This window comes from uncultured Rothia sp. (genome assembly GCF_916715725.1).
Taxonomy (GTDB): Bacteria; Actinomycetota; Actinomycetes; order Actinomycetales; family Micrococcaceae; genus Rothia.
In genome coordinates, this window is the sequence record NZ_CAKAPD010000008.1 from 1 (window position 1) to 20,033 (window position 20,033).

Annotated in this window: 13 protein-coding genes and 1 tRNA gene; 5 read left to right on the top strand and 9 right to left on the bottom strand. The window is 59.5% G+C overall.

The genetic code is table 11. From position 1 onward, the window contains the following. Window positions 1-66: 66 nt before the first annotated feature. Window positions 67-930: a FadR/GntR family transcriptional regulator gene (locus QZ822_RS05800; RefSeq protein ID WP_294643242.1), complete on the bottom strand. Its 864-nt coding sequence runs from the start codon at window positions 928-930 to the stop codon at window positions 67-69. Window positions 931-1,152: 222 nt separating this feature from the next. Then, entirely contained in the window at window positions 1,153-2,826 is a 1,674-nt protein-coding gene (locus QZ822_RS05805; RefSeq protein ID WP_294643244.1) for an L-lactate permease, read from the bottom strand. 844 nt (window positions 2,827-3,670) lie between these two features. On the opposite strand from QZ822_RS05805, the gene QZ822_RS05810 reads away from it, so the two are divergent. The 3 genes from QZ822_RS05810 to QZ822_RS05820 are packed head-to-tail and all read left to right on the top strand — an operon-like array spanning window position 3,671 to window position 6,754. Then, window positions 3,671-4,465 (top strand): (Fe-S)-binding protein, encoded by a 795-nt coding sequence (locus QZ822_RS05810; protein WP_049327463.1) that lies wholly within the window; start codon window positions 3,671-3,673, stop codon window positions 4,463-4,465. A gap of 16 nt (window positions 4,466-4,481) precedes the next feature. After that, window positions 4,482-6,110 (top strand): LutB/LldF family L-lactate oxidation iron-sulfur protein, encoded by a 1,629-nt coding sequence (locus tag QZ822_RS05815; RefSeq protein WP_294643247.1) that lies wholly within the window; start codon window positions 4,482-4,484, stop codon window positions 6,108-6,110. Further along, window positions 6,110-6,754 (top strand): LUD domain-containing protein, encoded by a 645-nt coding sequence (locus tag QZ822_RS05820; protein ID WP_070691147.1) that lies wholly within the window; start codon window positions 6,110-6,112, stop codon window positions 6,752-6,754. Before QZ822_RS05815 ends, QZ822_RS05820 begins: the two co-directional genes overlap by 1 nt. Before the next feature lie 228 nt (window positions 6,755-6,982). On the opposite strand, the gene QZ822_RS05825 is transcribed toward QZ822_RS05820, so the two are convergent. Together QZ822_RS05825 and QZ822_RS05830 are read right to left on the bottom strand one after the other, a co-directional pair. Further along, complete coding sequence (locus QZ822_RS05825; protein ID WP_294643249.1) at window positions 6,983-8,542, bottom strand: molybdopterin-dependent oxidoreductase; 1,560 nt, start codon at window positions 8,540-8,542, stop codon at window positions 6,983-6,985. 610 nt (window positions 8,543-9,152) lie between these two features. After that, window positions 9,153-10,652 (bottom strand): cation:proton antiporter, encoded by a 1,500-nt coding sequence (locus QZ822_RS05830; protein WP_294643251.1) that lies wholly within the window; start codon window positions 10,650-10,652, stop codon window positions 9,153-9,155. 359 nt (window positions 10,653-11,011) lie between these two features. Here QZ822_RS05830 and QZ822_RS05835 point away from each other — a divergent pair, with 359 nt between their 5' ends. Further along, window positions 11,012-12,145 (top strand): hypothetical protein, encoded by a 1,134-nt coding sequence (locus tag QZ822_RS05835; RefSeq protein ID WP_294643253.1) that lies wholly within the window; start codon window positions 11,012-11,014, stop codon window positions 12,143-12,145. A gap of 142 nt (window positions 12,146-12,287) precedes the next feature. Here the strand turns inward: QZ822_RS05835 and QZ822_RS05840 are convergent. The 5 genes from QZ822_RS05840 to QZ822_RS05860 form a co-directional block, all read right to left on the bottom strand. After that, a tRNA-Pro gene (locus tag QZ822_RS05840) sits at window positions 12,288-12,361 on the bottom strand. 109 nt (window positions 12,362-12,470) lie between these two features. Then, window positions 12,471-14,333 (bottom strand): ABC transporter ATP-binding protein, encoded by a 1,863-nt coding sequence (locus tag QZ822_RS05845; protein ID WP_294643256.1) that lies wholly within the window; start codon window positions 14,331-14,333, stop codon window positions 12,471-12,473. Next, complete coding sequence (locus QZ822_RS05850) at window positions 14,333-16,360, bottom strand: ABC transporter ATP-binding protein (RefSeq protein ID WP_294643258.1); 2,028 nt, start codon at window positions 16,358-16,360, stop codon at window positions 14,333-14,335. Before QZ822_RS05850 ends, QZ822_RS05845 begins: the two co-directional genes overlap by 1 nt. Further along, window positions 16,360-17,376 (bottom strand): metallophosphoesterase, encoded by a 1,017-nt coding sequence (locus tag QZ822_RS05855; protein WP_294643352.1) that lies wholly within the window; start codon window positions 17,374-17,376, stop codon window positions 16,360-16,362. The genes QZ822_RS05850 and QZ822_RS05855 overlap by 1 nt, the downstream gene beginning before the upstream one ends. Window positions 17,377-17,402: 26 nt before the next feature. Next, window positions 17,403-19,559, bottom strand: a complete 2,157-nt coding sequence (locus tag QZ822_RS05860) for a transglycosylase domain-containing protein (protein ID WP_294643260.1) — start codon at window positions 19,557-19,559, stop codon at window positions 17,403-17,405. 166 nt (window positions 19,560-19,725) lie between these two features. On the opposite strand from QZ822_RS05860, the gene QZ822_RS05865 reads away from it, so the two are divergent. Beyond that, entirely contained in the window at window positions 19,726-19,929 is a 204-nt protein-coding gene (locus tag QZ822_RS05865) for a hypothetical protein (protein ID WP_005504647.1), read from the top strand. Window positions 19,930-20,033: the final 104 nt, after the last annotated feature.

Below are 20,033 nucleotides of genomic sequence, written 5' to 3' on the forward strand. Positions count from 1 at the left end.
CGGAAGAATGACCTTCCGGGGCACCGCCCTTTAACTATGCGGGGTTATGGGGTTGAGAAGCAAAGCCTAGCCAGCGTGTGCGTCTTCATCGTGTACGTTCGCGTGGCACAAATCCTCGTGCAGAATATCCCGCGCCGGATGCAACCGCGCCCGCTCCTCCGCAGCACGGTCAGACAGCGAATAAAACCACGTAATGTGCTCGCACACCCGCTCATAGGCCGCCTGCTCATCGTGAGAAGCAATCGCCTCAATAATGCCGTAATGCTGCCGCTGCAACGTGCGCTTGACCGCCTCCCAATCCTTCAAGAAAGGAACCGCCTCCTGCACATAACTCATCGTCGCCATGTGCAAAGAGTCAATCACCGTATCAAGCACAATATTGCCGCCAAGCTTCGACAGCTCATAGTGAAAACGCGTATCGCAGAAATGGAAACGCTCATCGCTGATCTGCTCATCCATCTCCGCCAGATGCACGCGCGCCCGCTCCAACGCTGCTTCACGCTCCGGGGTGTCCGGCGCCGCGGCTGCCGCACGGGCGGCGGGACCCTCCAACAGCAGGCGGGTTGAGACAACGTCCTTCACCGGCAGGCTACGGGTCGCAATGTGCATGCGCAACGCCCAGCTGAGCGCATCCGATGGCTCCGAAATGATAATCGCACCCGACTTCGGTCCCGAACCGGTGCTGGAACGAATCAGACCCAGCGCGTTCAAAACCCTCAAACCCTCACGGACCGAGGGGCGGGAAATGCCGTGTCGTGCGGCAAGCTCACGTTCGGAAGGGAGCTTATCGCCCACACGCAACTCACCCAGGCGCAGGCGCCGCTCAAAGGTCTCCAGGATGATGCTGTAGCTGCGGTCCGCCAGAATCGGCTGGCGCTCAACCGCAGGGGGCGCCTCAGCAGGCTGGGTGTCGTCATGAGAACGAGGCATGGTCTCTCCTGATAACGAGGCTGGTAACGAAAAGAAATACCCGTGTTTGAGCTAGCTCAGAGATATTTCGGGTCATTCGTTGAGTGGTCAGGGCATAAAAAGCGGGGCGGCGGAACCCAGAAGGTTCGCCGCCCCGCCGTGGCCTCCGGAAAATACCGGGGCGAATGTCCTATGGTCCTCGAGGCTTTCACCTCAAGAACTCTCTAAGGGGTGAGCCTCAGATTAGGGAACCAGGAAGGACAGAACGTTGGTCTGCAGGAAGACCAGGACGCAGACGACCACGAGCATACCGAAGGACCAGGGGAGGACAGCCTTGAGGATGTCGGATTCCTTGCCTTCCATGTCCACAGAGGTAGCAGCAATAGCCAGCGACTGCGGGGAGATCATCTTACCGACCACACCACCGGTGGTGTTAGCAGCCAGCATGAGCTCGGGGGTTGCGCCGTGGATACCTGCCTGCTGCAGGTTCTCAGCAGCAGACACCTGCAGCTTGGAGAACAGTGCGTTCGCGCTGGTGTCCGAACCGGTCACAGCGGTACCAATCCAGCCCAGAGCCGGTGCGAGGAATGCGTAGACGGTGCCCAGGCCTGCCAGGTAGGTACCCATAGCGATGGTCTGACCGGAGAAGTTCATGACGTATGCCAGTGCCAGAACCGAAGCAATGGTCAGGATGGACCAGCGCATGCGGTAGACAACGGAACCGAACTCGGTGAAGATCGCCGGGAACTTGAAGGCGTAGCGGCCCTTCTCGTTGAAGAAGAAGTAGATAACAGCAACAACCAGGCCGGAGATGATCAGCAGGGTGCCGGGGTTGGACATCCAAGCGAAGTTGTAGACAGCGTCCTTGACGGGCTTGCCGTCAGCGGTGACGAGGCGGGAGCTCAGAGCCTGGATGTCGATCTTGATGACGAAGCTCTTCAGCCATGCCTTCAGGCCGGCGTGCAGGTTAGCAATACCGAAGATTGCGACAACGATGACGTAGGGCAGCAGTGCCATCCAGACGCGAACTGCGGGCAGAGCTTCCTTCTCTTCGGACTGTGCGGGCAGACCGTAGCGCTCACGAACGCCTGCGACGCCGCGGGGCTTCCAGAACCGCAGGAAGATCACAGCAACGCCCATGGAGACGATGCAAGCAACAACGTCGGTCAGGTTGAATGCGGGGGTAGCAGCGGTGACCCACTGTGCGATTGCGAAGGAAACGCCGATGACCAGTGCGGGCAGCCAAGCGTCCTTCAGGCCCTGCATGCCGTCGAGGATGACCAGCAGGATGAGGGGAACGAGCATTGCCAGGAACGGAGCCTGGTGACCAACGATGGTTGCGATAACGTGTGGGTCCTTGCCGCCAACGTCACCTGCGGTGGTAATCGGGACAGCAACTGCGCCGAATGCCACGGGTGCGGTGTTAGCGATCAGAACGGTGACAGCAGCCTTAAGGGGCTTAACGCCCAGGGAGAGAATCATGGTTGCGGTAATTGCAACGGGAGCGCCGAAGCCAGCCAGTGCCTCGAGCAGACCGCCGAAGCAGAATGCGATGAGGATAGCCTGGATGCGCAGGTCGCCGCCGCCGAGGCGGTCGAAGACGCGGCGCAGATCTTCAAAGCGGCCGGAAAGGACGGTGATCTGGTAGAACCAGATTGCACCGAGGATAACCCAGCAGATGACCAGGCCGTAGATGCCACCGCGGATGGCGCTCAGACCGGCGAGGTCAGCGGGCATGTGGAAGCCCAGGACTGCTACGAGGATGGATGCTGCCAGTGCCACGAGTGCGGACCAGTGAGCGCGTGCCTTGACGCCCAGTAGCATCACGAAGAAGGTGAGGAGGGGAATGGTTGCCACGAGTGCGCTGAGGCCGAGGCTACCTCCCACTGCATTGGTTACAGCGGTATAAGTTTCCACTGGAACTCCTTTGGTTCAGGGTGTGTCTTGTGTGTGGTCAGACCATAGATAATCCCGCCGGGGAACGGGTCATTGTTTCCCATGCGGGGATGTGGTCAGACCATTGATCGCATGTTTAGAAGAGTACCGGATAGTGTGGTGTTTCGCCAAAAGTGACCTGACTCATTCTCGCATCTAAGGGGTGTTTGGGAGGTTTGTGCCCCGTGAATTTACCGAAATATTGCGACTCTGATAGTTAATGCCAGCTTCTGAAACTCGAATATTTCTGAAAGCGTAAAGAACCGGGTGTATGAGTGACTGCTTTATCCGTTGGGGAACCTTCAACTGCGGGCACATTCTTGAAAAGAATGTTGCATTAAAGAGGAGTCACCCCACAAAACAATCATTAATGCTTCAGAAAGGCGGATTTCTAGGGGGTTTGTCCGCTAAAAATGTGTGTTTGATAAATGTTCAATAGATAAAGAGGTGTAGGGGATGGGGTGAGGGTAAAAACTAGATGAGGTCATATGTACCGGAAGGTAGGAAAATATACCTTAAGGTCAGGGTGACCTAACCCATTATTTAACAAGGAAAGTATGCTCTATTTCGACTAGAGAAAAGCCGCACGACGGTGTTAAATGGCAAGGAAGATAAAAGACATCACCACGGTTTCTGATCCCACCGCATCCCACCTCCACTTGGGGCGCGCACATTCAGCCGGAGCTCTCCGGCCCAGCTTCCCCGACTCAATACAGCTGAGTCGCCTCTTTGGAAGACCGAACTCGTTCGGACTGTGCCCCGCCTGCCCCAGACGCAGGCGGTGAGACCGAGAAACTCTGAACACAGAGGAAAGGACGGACAAGTCATGCGCATTGCACTCTTCTCCACGTGCATCGTTGACGGCATGTACCCCCGCGTAGCACGCGCCACCGTCGAAATTCTTGAGCGCCTGGGCCACGAGGTTGTCTTCCCCCCGAACCAGACCTGCTGCTCCCAGATGCACGTCAACTCCGGTTACTTCGATGACGGCTACGAAGTCATCAAGAACCACGTCGAGGCATTCGACTCCTGGGACTGGGACGTTGCTGTTGCACCCTCCGGCTCCTGCGTCGGCTCGCTGCGTCACCAGCAGGCAATGGTCGCACGTAGCCGCGGCGACGAGGCACTGGCTCTGAAGGCAGAGCAGATCGCTTCCCGCACCTTTGAGCTCTCCCAGCTGCTGATCGACATCCTCGGCATCACCAACGCCGCTGAGCAGCTCGGCTCCTACTTCCCCGAGCACGTCACCTACCACAGCTCCTGCCACGGTATGCGTATGCTCGGCCTGGGCACCCGCCAGCAGGACCTGGTCCGCACCGTTGAGGGCATCAAGTACACCCAGATCGAGGGCATGGACCAGTGCTGCGGCTTCGGCGGTACCTTCTCCTTCAAGAACGCTGACGTCTCCGGCGCAATGGTCAACGACAAGGCAGACAACGTTGAAGCAACCGGTGCTTCCGTCTGCACCGGTGGCGACTGCTCCTGCCTGATGAACATCGGTGGCGCACTCTCCCGTCGCGGCTCCGACGTGAAGACCATCCACTTCGCTGAGATCCTCGCATCCACCAAGGAAAACCCGCTCAAGATTGATGCCGAGCACCTCGAGCTCTCAATCGCCTAAGGAAAGATAAGACCTCATGACCGCTATTCAGCTTGGTATGCCCAAGGTCGTTCACTACGGCGAGGGCAACATTTTCGAAGAAACCCCCTTCCCCAAGTACGCGAAGGAAGAGCTCAAGAACGAGCAGCTGCGCTCCAACCTGCGCTTCGTGACCCACGCGATCCGTAACAAGCGTGCCAAGGTCACCGCTGAGGTGCCCGACTGGCAGGACCTGCGTGACACCGGTGAGTCCGTCAAGAACTACGTTCTGGCAAACCTCCCCGAGCTGCTCGAGCAGTTCGAGCGTAACTTCACCGCCGCAGGCGGCCACGTGCACTGGGCACGCAACGCCACCGAGGCAAACCAGATCGCTCTGGACCTGATTCGCGAGCAGGGTGTGGACGAAATCATCAAGATTAAGTCCATGGCAACCGCAGAGACCGGTCTGAACGAGTTCCTCGAGGAAAACGGCATCAACGCTATTGAGACCGACCTCGCGGAAGAAATCGTCCAGCTCGGCCACGACCGCCCCTCCCACATTCTGGTGCCCGCAATTCACCGCAACCGCCGCGAAATCCGCGACATCTTCCTGCGCGAAATCGAGGGTATCAACCCGGACATCACCGATGAGCCGGCAGAACTGGCAGAGGCATCGCGTAACCGCCTGCGCAACAAGTTCCTGAACACCACCGTGGCAGTTTCCGGTACCAACTTCGGTATTGCTGAGACCGGTACCCTGACCATCGTGGAGTCCGAGGGTAACGGCCGTATGTGCCTGACCCTGCCCGACACCCTCATTACCTTCATGGGTATTGAGAAGATTCTGCCCACCTTCCAGGACTACGAGGCGTTCCTGCAGCTGCTGCCCCGTTCCTCCACCGGTGAGCGCATGAACCCCTACACCTCCATGTGGACCGGTGTGACCCCCGGTGACGGCCCGCAGAACATGCACGTCATCCTCATCGACAACGGCCGTACCGCCGTTCTGGCTGACGAGCTCGGCCGCCAGGCACTGCGTTGCATCCGTTGCTCCGCTTGCATGAACGTGTGCCCCGTGTACGAGCGCGCAGGCGGTCACGCCTACGGCTCCACCTACCCGGGCCCCATCGGTGCGATCCTGTCCCCGCAGCTCTCCGGTATCGAGGCAGCGCACAACAACTCGCTGCCGTACGCATCCTCCCTCTGTGGCGCATGCTACGAGGTCTGCCCCGTGAAGATTAACTTCCCCGAGGTGCTCGTGCACCTGCGCGCTAAGGACGTCGAGTCCAAGCACGCTGTCCGCGAGTTCGAGGGCAACAAGAAGGCTCCCTTCTCGCAGATGGACGGCATGATGCTCGGTGCGAAGAAGCTCTTCACCTCCGGCAAGATGATGTCCATTGCAGAGCGTGGTCTGCCCATGTCCCGCCTCATTACCGGCCGCAAGCACAAGATCACCGCTGTTCCCGGTATCGTCGGCGGCTGGACCGCTTACCGCGACATCCCCGAGCCCCCCAAGGAATCCTTCCGCAACTGGTGGAAGAAGGAGAAGGGTCAGGCTCCGGCACGCGATAACGCACAGCGCGTTGACATTCAGGCCCTCATCGAGGCTAACAAGGGTAAGGCAGCTGAAGCGGCTGCAAACGCTAAGGCTGCTCAGGAAGCCCGTGAAGCTAAGGAGAACAACTAATGTCCTCTGCTAAGGAAGATATCCTCGCACGTATCCGCTCGTCCCTGGCTGACGCACCCGTCGCCCCCGAGCCCGTACGTAACTACCGCCGCGTCAGCGAGCTGAACGAAGAGCAGACCATTGAGATGCTCGTCGACCGCCTCATTGACTACAAGGCAAATGTGTTCCACGCGAACAAGGAGAACATCTCCGAGGTCATCGCAGAACGCCTGGGTGAAAAGTCCACCTACGTGGTTCCCGAGGGCCTGAACATGGAGTGGCTGCCGGCTGACACCGCTGACCGCAAGCGCGTCACCGACTCCGGTAGCACCCTCAAGCCCGGCTGCCTGACCCTGAAGGAACTGGACGCAGTTGACGCTGTGGTGACCGGTTCGACCGTCTCCTGCGCAGAGACCGGCACGATCTTCTTGAACACCAACCCCGATGAGGGTCGCCGCGCCATCAGCCTGGTGCCCGACCACCACATCTGCGTGGTGCCCCGTTCCACCGTCGTGGAGCTGGTCCCCGAGTCGATCGAGCGTATCACCTACACCCGCCCCGTGACCATGATTTCCGGTCCGTCGGCAACCAGTGATATCGAGCTGATCCGCGTGGAGGGCGTGCACGGCCCCCGTACCCTGGACGTCATCATCTACGACGCCTAAGGTACAGCGCCAGAAGGCAAACCTCTAAAGAAACCGCCCGAGAGCTAAGGCTCCCGGGCGGTTTCTTTATGCCCTCGCGACGTCTAGCCGCAGAAGCGAGGCGCCAGTTGTGAGCGCACAAAAACGGTGGCGGGCCCATGTTTCCCGCCACCGTTCTGTGCTTTATATGTTCAGCGCTTTATAGGGTGGTGTATCGACGGTTAGCGTCGTAGCGCCCCGCGGGGGTGCTTAGGCGCGTGCGTCGAAGTGCTGCAGACCGGAGTCCTCGCGGCTACCGCCCTGGCCATCGCCAACATCGTGGTAGTCCTTGATCCACTCGATCTTCTGAACCCACTTGACCATCTTGTAGCCGTGCATGGAGTCCGCACGCAGACGCAGCGGGCCACCGTACACATCCGGCAGGGGCTTGTCGTTCATGCCCCACGCCAGGATGGTCTCATCTTCCATTGCCATGGAGATGTCCAGGCACTCGTAGTAGGGTTCGGTCGGTCGGCCGTCGTAGGTGTGGCCCACGTGGCCGAAGGAGGTCACCATGACGTAGCGTGCCTCGTCGGTCTTCTCGACCAGTGCGAGAACGTCGCGCAGGCGCACGCCCTCCCACTTGGCGATGCCGGTCCAACCCTGCATGCAGGTGTGCATGGTGATGTTGACTTCCTTGCCCAGCTGCTTGAGCTCGTCAATGCTCAGGGACTTGGATTCCTTCACCAGGCCGCCCAGTTCGAGGCGGTAGTCAACGAAATCGTGCTCCTTCAGGCGGTTCCACTCGGTGCTCTCACGCTCTGTCGGCGGGCGAGTGTTAACCCAGTGGAAGGGCGAAATGTCGGCATCGGTGAAGGTCTTCTTCTGCACCTGACGGGAGGTGATGCGGTCCAGCAGGACGTTACGAATCGGCTGGGTCAGACCCCAAATGAAGGTCTGAGTGAATCGCAGGTCGCGCAGGGACCAGTAGGATGCGAAAATCCACAGAGCCACGGCGAAGACAATGCCGCCAATGAGCATGGTGACTGCCTGAGCGAACTGTGCTGCGTCCACCTCGTTGTAGGGCTTGTTCAGCATCATGTGGGCGATGTTGTACTGGGGGTGAACCACGAACACCAGCGCCACGTGAATGACGGTGAAGACGCAGTAGAACGCCATGCCCAGGAAGTGGATGGAACGCGCGGTCTGGCGGTTACGGAAGAGGCGCACGTAGCCGGGGAAACGGCCGCAGAATGCCGGGCTCATAATCGGGCCGGTTGCAATCATCAGCGGTGCCACGATGAACACCACGGTGAAGTACATGATCTGCTGCAGAGCGTCGTACGGCTGGAAATGCTCAATCGAGGGAATCTGGAAGCCAGCGTAAATCTGGATGGATTCCCACGCCTGCGGGATGATGTCCCAGCTGGTCGGGACGATGCGGCGCCACTGACCGGTCAGGAACAGCAGGGAGACATATACCAGACCGTTAACGATCCAGATAACGGTGACCAGCGCGTGCCATGCGCGACCCAGACCAATCTGAGCCTTACCGGGCAGAGAAATCAGGGGAGACAGGGTGCGCTGGTCATCGCGCGCCGTAAATGCGCCGGGGGTGGTAGGGACCTTGTCCTTGGTGAACTTGATCCACTCAGAACCCGGGGTGCAGTGGTTGTTCCAGTACAGGCGGGGGTGAGAGGCGAGTACTTCCCAACCTGAACGAATCAGGAAGCCCATCATAATGAAGTTGATGAAGTGCGTAATTCGGAGCCAGGCCGGGAAGTCCAGCTCTACGCCACCAGTGCTCGCGGTGAGGAGTAGTTGGTGCATGATATTTCCTTCGGAAATGACTGTGTGTGCAGACAATCGTTAGGATTCAGTGCGAGGCCTTGAGATAAGAGGTTAGAAATAATTACCTTTCTGAACCATATGATCCTCCTCCGTGGTTGGGAGCCGCCGGGGGTATCGTCGCGGATACTCCCGAAAGGGGCACCTCCCGTGTGTGAGATGGGAGGCGCGCCAGCTCCCGCTGGGGCGGAAGCGGCTCTGTGTATGTATGTTGGTTTATGTGTGTTTTAGGGAAATTCCCTGTCCGCTTTCAATTTTATAGGACAAAGTGTCAGTCGAGAAAGCTAAGACACGTCATGTTCTGTAATATTTGCATAAAAAATCCGAATTTAAGGAAGATTCTCATTTTTCCGCGGTTTATAAGGTCACTCGGGTGTAAAAAACCCACCGCAGCCTCAAGAGAGAATGCGGTGGGTTTTGATCATATATGTGGGATGCATGTTGGTTTGCAGGGTCTTAACTGCCTGGTATTGTGTGGTTTTATAAAGCTAAACCCACATAAGGTTGGGGTGACTGTAAGCGGGTCCCCCGCTCAAACCGGTTCATCAACCCAATCTTGAAAGACCGAAGCGCAACCACAGTGTAGCCGAGGCTACTTCTCTGCAGAACCCGCAGTCTTAGCAGAGCTCGTAGTCTTCGCAGAACCGGGCTGAGCATCAGCCGGGGCCTCAGCGTCAGACGGGGTCTCAGCGTCAGACTGGGACTTCAAACGAACCACCGGAATCATGCCCGTGGTCAACTTCGTCTGAGCATTACGCTGAGCCTTCAACGCGTTCATCTGCTCCTTACGGCTCGGCTCCTGCTGAACCGGCTGACCAGAGCCAAACGCCTGACGAATACCCAACGCCCACAGCGGGAACAGCAGAACCGTCAGCGCGCCACCGGCAACCAGAAGTGACGCCGTGGACTCCTCCAAAAGATCCGAACTGGTCGCAACCTCCGTCACCGCCACAATAATCGGCAGACCCGCAGCTGAATACAACGCCAACTGCGCCTTCTGTGCGCGAGTAGTCAACCCCGAACGGGTATCGAAGAAATGCTCCGCCAAAAGAACCGGAACACCACGGCACAGCAAAATACCCACCACCACGGCAAGCAGACCCAAAGGATTAGCCACCACGGCAGACACGTCAATGCCCATACCGCTGACCACAAAGAACAGCGGAATCATGAACGTAAAACCAATCACCTCAAGGCGGCGAGTCATCATATGCAACGCCGCCGGAGGAGTCAGGGTACGTAGAATCAGGCCCGCCGCGAACGCACCCAGCACTGCATCCAAATCAAAGAGAGCAGTGCACATGATCAGGGTCGCCAGCAGGAACATCGCAAGACGCAGAACCGTCTGACCGGTCGTATTCGCCTCCGCAGCCATAATCTGACGCAGACCCGGCACATGCGCAAACAGACGATGCGGAATCAGCGCCGTAACAACCGCAACCACCATAAACGCCAGCAACACCACAATCGCCATACCCGGCGAACGCGAAGACAGCAACAACGAAATAGCGAAAATCGGCAGAAGCTCACCCACAGCACCGTGCACCAGCACCGCATTACCCACCGGCGTACCGGCAGCACCGTGAGACTTCAACATCGGCAGCAGCGTGCCCAACGCCGTAGAACTCAGCGCCACGCCCACCGCAATATACGTATTCAGCTCATGCGAGAACGACGTAATAACCGCCGCACCCGTCATGCCCAGAGCAAAGCACACCACCCACGTGGCAATAGCGCTATAACCCTGACGGCTACGCAATGACGACACGTTAATCTCAAAGCCCGCAATCAAAAAGAGCATGCCCAAGCCCAGCTCCTTCAGCAGCGGGATACCGCCCTCACTGCTGGCAAGGTTGAGCATATTCGGGCCAATCAGCAGACCAAAAATGAGCAGGAAAACCACATCAGGGATCTTCTTGCCCGTCAGCCGCGAAAGAATCGGCGACAGCAACGCAACCAACGTAATCCAGAAAATGGACACAAACTGGCCGCTATCGTGGCTCGACCCTTCCGACAGAGTCGTACCCGAAGCAAGAAGAGCACCAGAAGCCCCCAAATCCGTCAAGAAAAGCGGGGAAAAAGTCGAAAACATAAAACCTCAACGTGGTGTGTGCAGGTGGGGCGTGTTTGGGACAGTAAAAGGAGCGAAATCATGCTCCCGCGGGATTGCCCCACCTTTAAGAACGTACCAATGGTACACACCCAACCTCGCGCAACAACACTTGAACAGCACGTATCGAGCGCCTGAACACCGAAAATAACCGCACGAGGAAACCACATGAGAGCAAAACCTCCGCGCCACCACCCGAGCAGCCGTTACACTTAACACCTATGCCAGCGCATCCGGCTCACACCACCGGACGCGGCAGATACCCCGGCAGGGCACACCCCCTGGCGTAGCCCTAGCAGGGCGCACAGACTCTCAAACACGGCACTACAAGGAGCGAGGACATGGCAGCAGGGCGCACACAACCCATCCCCACCGTCAGCAGCGGGGCACGCGCCGCCTCCCTCGGAGGCACCCGACGCGACCTCGGGCTCGACCTCGCCCGCGCCTTCACCGTGCTCAGCCTGCTCATCCCCTTCGGATACTGGCTGCAACTAATCCCGGTGTCCTGGAAATTCTGGATCCCGCAGACCCTCGTACCTGCAGAACCGCTCTTCGCCGCAATCCTGGGTGCCGCCGCCTGGCGCTACGCCCGCACCGCAAACTTTCCGCAGCTCTTCGCCGGAACCATCGTGCGATTCCTCGCGCTACTCCTGCTGGGCGTGGCACTCATGCAGGGCATCACCTACCTGCCGCAAGCCGGAGTGACCGTACCGGCGCAGGGCTTCAGCTACTCTCTGCCCTTCGACATGCTCGTGCACCTGGCGCTACTCACCCTGCTGACCCTATTCGTCGTGCACCTGCCCCTGTGGGCAATCGCAGTGCTAGCGGTAGTCACCAGCCCCTTCATTACCTGGACCTACACCCTGCTCATGGACGTAGCCGCCCAGGCAGATGCGTGGACCGCCGTCCAGCTACCCTTCCTCGCAAGCCACGGCGTCAACCACGCCCAAAGCGCCCAGCTCATCTGGGTCATGTGCCTGGGCATCATGCTCGTGCGCCTCTACGACAACCTGCAGGCAAAGCTCGCAATCCCCGTAGTACTCGCCGTGCTGGCGCTCGCCGTCTACCGCACCTTCAACCCCTACACCGAGCTCGGCTTCCTCAACAGCCCGCAGGTGCTGCTAACCCTAAACCTCGCGGCAACCCTCTACTTCTGGGCAGAATGCGCGCGCCTGCTCTCCGCACAGGCGGGAATGCTCACCCCCATCGCCCGCCTGGGCCAGATGTCGCTGAGCGCCTCCATTGTGCTGAGCGGAATCATCATCTACGCAGGCCCCACCATCAAGGCATTCACCGTCGGCGAGCACTACGTCGCCACCGGAGGCTGGGGCACCGCCGTGTACTGGAGCGCCTTCCTGCTACTCGGCGCTGTTATCGCCCTGGGCTTCTGCATCCTCTGGTCACGCATGGCACGCTCCATTGCCGGACGCGGCCCCCTGGAGGCGATTCTCGCCCTCATCTCCGGGCGCGGCTAACCCAATCTGAACTCGATACGAAAGCGACCCCCTCGCCCGCGTTACTGCGCGGGTAGGGGGGGTCGCCTCTATGTGCTCAACATCTGCAACAGAAATACTGCGGGTACGACAAAGCCCCGGTCCATAGGACCGGGGCTATCTGTCGGGATGACAGGATTTGAACCTGCGACCTCGTCGTCCCGAACGACGCGCGCTACCAAGCTGCGCCACATCCCGATGTTTACCTATCAGCGAATACCGTAGGCAACTCACCTAGGATAACCCAAAAAAATTCAGAACGCAACACAACGGCACACCACCGGTCGGGGAGAGGCAAATAAAGTTCCTAGGCTTCAGCCTCCTGAACCTGATTCAGCTCATCCCAGGAGGCGTACATCGCCGCAAAACGACCGCCGGAGGCAATCAGTTGCTGCGGGGAGCCATCCTCCACCACGGACCCCTCATGAATCACCAGCACACGATCAGCACCCAAAACCGTCGAGAGGCGATGCGCAATCACCAGCGCCGTACGCCCCGCCAACACGGTACGCAGCGCCGCCTGCACCGCACGCTCACTCGGAATATCCAGCGAAGCCGTCGCCTCATCCAGAATCAGCACCCGCGGATTCGCCAAGAACACGCGAGCAAAGGACACCAGCTGACGCTGACCCGCCGACAGAGTAATACCGCCACGACCCAGCTGCGACTCGTAGCCGTCACGCAGACGCTCGATGAACGCATCAGCGCCCACCGCCTTCGCGGCAGCCTTCACCTGCTCATCGGTCGCCTGCGGGTTGCCCATGCGGATATTCTCCAGAATCGACGCGGAGAACAGGAACACTTCCTGAGTCAGCATGAGAACCTCACGGCGCAGTTGCACGTCCGCCAGCTGGCGAACATCCACGCCGTCAATACGCACCTGACCGGAGGAAACATCGTAAAAACGAGCCACCAGCTTAGCGATAGTAGACTTGCCGGCACCCGTAGCACCCACTAGCGCCACGGTCGTGCCCGGCTCAATGCGCAGGGTCGTCTCCTTCAGCGCGTGACGGTCTGAGGTGTACCCAAAGACCGCCGAATCCAGCTCCACCAGGGCACCCTGAACCTTGCTGGACGCGCCCTCAGTGGTACCGTTAGCAGACTCTACAGCGCGCTCATGCGGATGCTCCGGCTCAGCAACCTCCGGCTCCTCAGCCAAGAACGACGAGAGCTTCTCCAACGCGGACATCGCCGACTGGAACATGTTGTAGAACTCAGAGAGCTGCATGACCGGCTCAAACACGCGGTTCGCATAAATCACCAGCGCCAGCAGGGTACCAATCTGCATGGTGCCGCCCAGCACCGCATAACCACCCAGTACCAGCGCACCGGCAATAAACACATTGCCCAAAAGCATCAGCACGGGCGAGTAGATGCCGAAAATCTTAATCGAATCCATCACCGCCAGGCGGTAACGCTCCGACGCCTGAGCGTACTCAGTGCGCATCTGCGCCTCCGCACCAAACGCCTTCACCGCACGGATACCCGTAAAAGTCTCCACAAAACGGCTCGTTAGATGCGCAGACTCGGTACGCATCGTGCGGAAAACCGGCACAGCCGTCTTCTGGAACCAGCGCGTCAAGAAGTAAATCGGCACGCCCATGACCAGCATGAACAGACCGATACGCCAATCCAGCAGGAAAATAGCGACCGCAGAAATCACCATGGACAGCAGCGTAATCGCCAGCTGGCTAATACCGCTGTCCAAGAAGCTACGGACCGTATCAATATCGCTGGTCAGACGCGAAATAACCTTGCCCGAGGTGTAACGCTCATGGAACGACACACTCAGCGACTGCGCGTGACGGAACACCCGCTTACGCAGGTACACCACCACGCCCAGCGACACACGCACCGTGTACGCCACGTTGACCCACGAGAATATCGCGGTCACCGCCGTAGCCGCCACAAAAAACACCAGCAGGGTCAGCAGGACAGAAGCATCACCCTGCTTGAGCGGCTCAATCGAACTATCCAGGACGCGGGCAATCAGAATCGGTGCAATCGCTGAGGAACCCGACACCAAAAGCACCGAAATAATCGACAGTGCCAACGCCCCACGATGCGGGCGCAACATCTGACGCAGCAGAGCCATCGAGCGTTCACGGGTTTCCGCGCGCTCCTGCGGGGTCATCTGCTCCCGCGGCTCCGCCGGACGATGATGGGCCATTAGCCCTCCTCCATCGTCATCAGCTGGCGGTACTGCTCCGAAGAATCCATCAGCTCAGCGTGAGTACCCTCAGCCACCACGGCACCATCAACCATCAGTAGCACACGGTCCGCCAGAGCCACCGTGGAGGGGCGGTGCGCCGTCAGCAGGGTAGTGGCACCGCCCAGGCCCTCCAAGCCCTCACGCAGGCCGGTGATAATACGTTCCTCGGTGTTCACGTCTAGCGCCGAGAACGGGTCATCCAGCAGTAGCACGGAGGGGCGCTTTGCTAGGGCGCGCGCCAAGGACAGGCGCTGACGCTGACCACCGGACAGGCTCATGCCTTCCTCACCAATGACGGTATCCAGACCCTGCGGAAGCTCCGCCACGAAATCGCACGCAGCCAGCTGCAGCGCGGTGTTCAGGGTCGCCTCCAGCTCTTCCTGGCTCGGGTAGTCCTCATCCTCGGTGCCGCGCTCGTACTGCTCGGCAACGCCCATCAGCACGTTCTCACGGACCGTGCCGGAGAAGAGCACCGCCTCCTCAAAGACGAACGCGGTCTGGGCGCGTACCTCCTCAACGGACATATCGGCGGTATCGCGGGTGCCGAAACGTAGGGAACCGGAGGTCGGCTCGTAGAAACGCGGAACCAGCGAGAGCACGGTAGACTTGCCACTGCCGGTTGCACCAACCAGCGCCAGAATCTCACCGGGGAAGACCTTGAAGTTCACGTCCTTCAGCACAGACACCTCGGGTGCCTTAACCGCAGAGTTTGCCTCAACAGCAGGCTCGGCAGGGGCCTCGGCTGCGTCGTAGCTGAACTGAACGTGATCGAAAGCGACAGATACTGCGCCACCGCTGGGGTACTGCATAGTTTCCTTCCCGGAGCCGTCCTCGGCAGACACTCCAGCTACTGTTGACGAATCAGAAGCACCCAGCGGATGCACGGGCTCAGACACAGCCCCGGAGCCACGAACCAGCGGCACGGCCTCAAAGCCGGGCTCGTCCATGACCTCGTTGTGGCGTTCGAGCGCCACCTTATAGCTCAAATAGGCAGACATCAGCGCGGTCGAGCGCGTCACGTGGCTGAGCACGGTCGTCTGCACCGCAAAGTAGGCGGTCATCGCGCCCAGGCTCAAGGTGCCCGCCGCAACCTGCGAAGCGCCCACAGCCAGCGCCACCGCTGTGGAGACACCCACAATCAGGCCCTGGTACAGGGTAACGCGAGCCACCAGCATCGACCTGCCGTACTCGCGTACCTGCAGGGCATCAACCGACTCGGAATATTCCTGAATCTGCTCGGGGGAGCGGCCCAGCGCCTTAATCACGCGGATACCGCGCACCGACTCCTCAATACGGGTGGAGAGGTCGCCCGTCATCTGCTGAATCTCATGCGAGGCGCGGTAGTACTTGCGGGTGAAGTTCACCAGCGACAGCACCAGAATCGGCACGGTCACCACGAACACCAGCGCCAGGGACGGCGAGGAACGCAGCATGAAGAAGCCACCGACCAGGAACATCACCACAATAGTCAGCAGCTGCACAATACCGAAGGACAGCCAGCGGCGAATCGTACCCAAATCGCTCATGGAACGGGTCAGCAACTGACCGGACGGCCAGCGATCCAGCAGAGAAAGCGGGGCGCTGAGCAGCCGGTCAAAGAAGTTCATGCGCATGGACAGCTCAATCGTGGAGGTCGGGTCCACAATCAGCCAGCGCCTCCAATACATGAAGGAGGCGTGCGCAATACCCAGCAGAAGCACCAGGCCACCGGCAATCCAGATGGCGCTTTCAGTGGTGCTCTGCGAGAGATGATCCACGATAATCTGCAGCATCTGCGGGATGGCAATCTCGAGGGCACCGGCGCCGAACGCCACGAGCAGACCCACACCCCAGCGCACACGAATCGGACGCGCATAAGCCGCCAGGGTGCGCGGGGCGCGTTGACCGTGCGCGTAGTCAATTGGGTCGGGGGTCGGCTCGCTCGCGGTCTCCAGGAAGGGATTGCGGCGGCGCTTAGCCGTGCGTGCTGTAGAGGCCTCAGGCATTAGCGGCGACCACCTGCCGAAGCGGCGGTAGGCTGCTCCTTATCGCAAGCCGTGAGGGTCACCAGAATCGCCTCCGGCGGGCAGAACAGACGCACCGGAGCAAAACGAGAAGTACCCAGACCGGCAGAAACCTGAACCGGAACACCGGACTGCTCGCTCACGCCCTTCGCACGCGAAGGCGGCAAATCGCAGTTACTGACCAGGGCGTGACCGCCGGGCAGGCAGACCTGACCGCCGTGCGTATGGCCGGCAAAAATAGCCTGTGCGCCATCCTGTACGAAACGGTACAGGGTACGCATGTAGGGGGCGTGCGCCACGCCAATACGGACGCTCGGCTCGTCCCCCTCATCGAAGGCACCGGGGGCGAAACCGGGGTGCTCATCGTAGCGCAGGTGCGGGTCATCCACACCGGAGAACTCCAGACGCAGACCCTTGAGGTTCAGCGTGTCGTAGCGGTTGACCAGGCCCGTCCAACCGCGCGACTCGAAGGCGTCGTGCATCCGCTCAATGGGCAGTGCTACGCGCGAGCCCTCCTCAATCATCTGCGGGGTGCGCGGCTGCCACAGGTAGCGTGCCGGGTTCTTGAAGACGGGCGCGAAATAGCAATTCGAGCCGGGCACAAACACACCGGGGAAGTCCATGAGCGGGTCGAGCGCCTCCAACAGCGGCTCCATACCGCCCACGTGAGAGAGGTTGTCGCCCGTGTTCATGACCAGATCCGGCTCCAGGGCAGCCAGCGAGTGCATGAACTCGGTTTTCTTCCGCTGCCCCGGAATCATGTGCATATCCGAGATGTGCAGAATCCTGAAGTCGGGGCTACCGGCAGGCAGCACCGGCAGGGACTCGGTGCGGAGCTGAAAATTATTCAGTTCAATAAAGTGCCCGTACGCCGCCGTGGCGGCCCCCAACGCTGCAGTGGCGGCTACCGCCCCCGCCACCTTCTTCAGGAGTGGGGAGGAGCCGCGTGCGCCGGGGACCGCCACGGGGACGCGGGCGTTGACTGCGTTTTCACACATCATCAATCGCCTTTCAGACCTCAGCCTTAGCTGGGGTTGGAGTTATAAGACAGGACCTTATCGCTGGGGGTCGTGAAGTCCTTCGTGTTGTACTTCGGAGCGATGGCCTTCATAAAGGTCTGCCACTGGGCACCAGCGTAGTTTGCACCATCCACATAGCTCAGCACGCGACCGTTGATGGCCACGCCGTTCAGGGAACGGAAGCCGAGGTTGTTAGAACCAACCCAAGACGCGGTGGACAGGCCGCGGGTGTAACCCACCTGCCAGGTCTGCGAGGAGTTATCGTTCGTACCGGTCTTCGCAGCCGAACCGTTCGGCAGACCAATACCGCGCTGAGAAGCGGAACCGCCGGGCTGGATAACACCCTTCAGAACCCAGCTGACACCGTTCGCGATGTCCGGATCCAGAACCTGCTCACACTGGTTCTGGTATTCCTTGAGAGTCTCGCCGTCAGTCTTGGTGATCTTCTCAATCGGGCGCGGGGTGCAGTACTTACCCTCAGAAGCGAAGATAGCGTACATGGATGCGCTGGTCAGCGGGGAGATACCGTACTTGGTACCACCAATGTTGGTACCCAGGTCGGGGATGCTGTGCAGCGGCTCGCCGGTACCGTCCAGCGCGTGCATCTTGATGGACAGGTCGTGCACATCGCACAGGTCCAGCTGGGAGAGCATGCCGAACAGGTACGAGTTGAACGACTGGCGGATACCGTACGCCGCGGTGTTGTAGCCTAGGCCACCGTTGACTGCGTTCTTGTAGGACCAGCCGTTCGGCTGACCGGTGTAGTAGTACTTACCACCGTCGTAGCACTTGGCGTTCCAACCGAAGCTGGTGGGCCAGAACAGCTGGGTACCGTTCACGGTAGCGTTAGCGCCGCGGCCACTGATGAGCCACTGAGCCAGAATAATCGGCTTGAAGGTCGAACCGGGCTGGAAGCCAGGGGTACCACCGTACGCTACATCAACGTTGTAGTTGTACTCGGTCTTGGAGTGGTCGTTTGCGTCTGCGGGGCTACCGAGCTCGGTGTTCTGTGCCATTGCGATGACGCGACCGGTGCCGGGCTCAACACTGGTCAGCGCGGAGTTCACGTCGTTCCAGTTGGTGGCGGCTGGCTGGGTGGAGTCCACAGCCTGCTTTGCCGCAACCTGAGCCTCGGGGTTCAGGGTGGTCACAATCTTCAGACCGCCGCGCTTAATCGCGGTGTTGCGCAGCTCGGCGGTAGCGCCCAAGCTTTCGTCCTGCAGCAGGTAGTTCACCACGTAGCGGCAGAAGAACGCCTTGTCGCCTGCCAGGGAGCAACCCTGGGACTTGGGGTGGACGTTGAGCTTAATGTCGCTGGCGATGGCGTCGCTGTATTCCTTGTCGGTAATCTTGCCGTCGCGGAGCATGGTGCCCAGAACGATGTCGCGGCGTTCACGGGCGAGTTCGGGGTTCACGGTTGGGTCGTACACGTTCGGTGCCTGCACCAGACCGGCAAGAAGCGCGGACTGGGCCACGTTCAGGTCCTTAGCGGAAATACCCCAGTAGTACTGTGCGGCAGCCTCAACACCGTAGTTCGAACCACCGAGGTTCACGATGTTCAGGTAGCCTTCAAGGATTTCGTCCTTGGACTTGTTCTGCTCCATAGAGATCGCAAGCTTCATCTCGCGAATCTTTGCGCCGTAGGTCTTGTTACCGTTCAGGGTTGCGGTAGCGTCCTCACCACGAGCCACAGCGGAGTCAACAATGAGGTTGTTAACGTACTGCTGGGTCAGGGTGGATGCACCCTGACGGCGGCCGCTGTTGGAGTTAATGATGTTGTTCAGGAACGCACGACCGATACCGATAGCGGAGACAGCACCGTGGTTGTAGAAGTCACGGTCCTCCACCGAGACGATAGCGTTCTTCATATGCTGAGAAATCTGATCCAGCTTGACCGGTTCACGGTTCTCTTCAAAGAAGGTCGCGATTTCGGTCTTGCCGTCAGCAGCGTAAATAGTAGAAGGACGGGAGGAGATGCCATCGGCAATGTCGTCAGGAAGGTCCTGGAACCATGACATCGACGCGTTCGTGACCATACCCAAGCTCACAGCAGGGGGTACGACAATAATTGCCGCAAGGAAACCGGCAATCACGCTGAACGCGAGGAACTGCAAAAAATCTCCCGGGCGGCGACGCGCACGGGTTTTCTTAGATGAAGCCATTCATTCAGTTTATCCCATGAAGCTGTGAGAGGAAGCCCGTCTCGCCGCCCCACGGGGAGGTGGGCGCCTCAGTCCTGAGAATAAAGCCCCAAAAAGCCCCGGACATTGACCGAAACCATAGTAAATCCCTTTTACTTATTCGACCCTGAAAGCTAGGCTAGAGGGTATGAAGAAATGGGAATACGCAACTGTACCGCTGATGATCCACACGACCAAGGCAATCCTCGATAACTGGGGTGAAGATGGCTGGGAGCTCGTCACCGTGCTGCCCGGCGCCTCCGCACCTGCCGGTGCAACCCCCGCATCGAACATGGTCGCTCCGACTCAGGGCAACCCCATCGCCTACTTTAAGCGCGAGAAGGCTGACTAAGAGCAGCGTACCCGGCGGTCACCTCGCTATCCCGGCTCTCCTTTAACTAGGGGAGCGCGGGAATAGATGAGGAAGGCCGCCGGTTAGCCGTTTAACAGCTGCCT

Coding starts and splice junctions, on each gene's coding strand:
- QZ822_RS05800 (WP_294643242.1), bottom strand. CDS start 930: ATGCCTCGTTCTCATGACGACACCCAGCCTGCTGAGGCGCCCCCTGCG.
- QZ822_RS05810 (WP_049327463.1), top strand. CDS start 3,671: ATGCGCATTGCACTCTTCTCCACGTGCATCGTTGACGGCATGTACCCC.
- QZ822_RS05815 (WP_294643247.1), top strand. CDS start 4,482: ATGACCGCTATTCAGCTTGGTATGCCCAAGGTCGTTCACTACGGCGAG.
- QZ822_RS05820 (WP_070691147.1), top strand. CDS start 6,110: ATGTCCTCTGCTAAGGAAGATATCCTCGCACGTATCCGCTCGTCCCTG.
- QZ822_RS05825 (WP_294643249.1), bottom strand. CDS start 8,542: ATGCACCAACTACTCCTCACCGCGAGCACTGGTGGCGTAGAGCTGGAC.
- QZ822_RS05830 (WP_294643251.1), bottom strand. CDS start 10,652: ATGTTTTCGACTTTTTCCCCGCTTTTCTTGACGGATTTGGGGGCTTCT.
- QZ822_RS05835 (WP_294643253.1), top strand. CDS start 11,012: ATGGCAGCAGGGCGCACACAACCCATCCCCACCGTCAGCAGCGGGGCA.
- QZ822_RS05845 (WP_294643256.1), bottom strand. CDS start 14,333: ATGGCCCATCATCGTCCGGCGGAGCCGCGGGAGCAGATGACCCCGCAG.
- QZ822_RS05850 (WP_294643258.1), bottom strand. CDS start 16,360: ATGCCTGAGGCCTCTACAGCACGCACGGCTAAGCGCCGCCGCAATCCC.
- QZ822_RS05855 (WP_294643352.1), bottom strand. CDS start 17,376: ATGTGTGAAAACGCAGTCAACGCCCGCGTCCCCGTGGCGGTCCCCGGC.
- QZ822_RS05860 (WP_294643260.1), bottom strand. CDS start 19,559: ATGGCTTCATCTAAGAAAACCCGTGCGCGTCGCCGCCCGGGAGATTTT.
- QZ822_RS05865 (WP_005504647.1), top strand. CDS start 19,726: ATGAAGAAATGGGAATACGCAACTGTACCGCTGATGATCCACACGACC.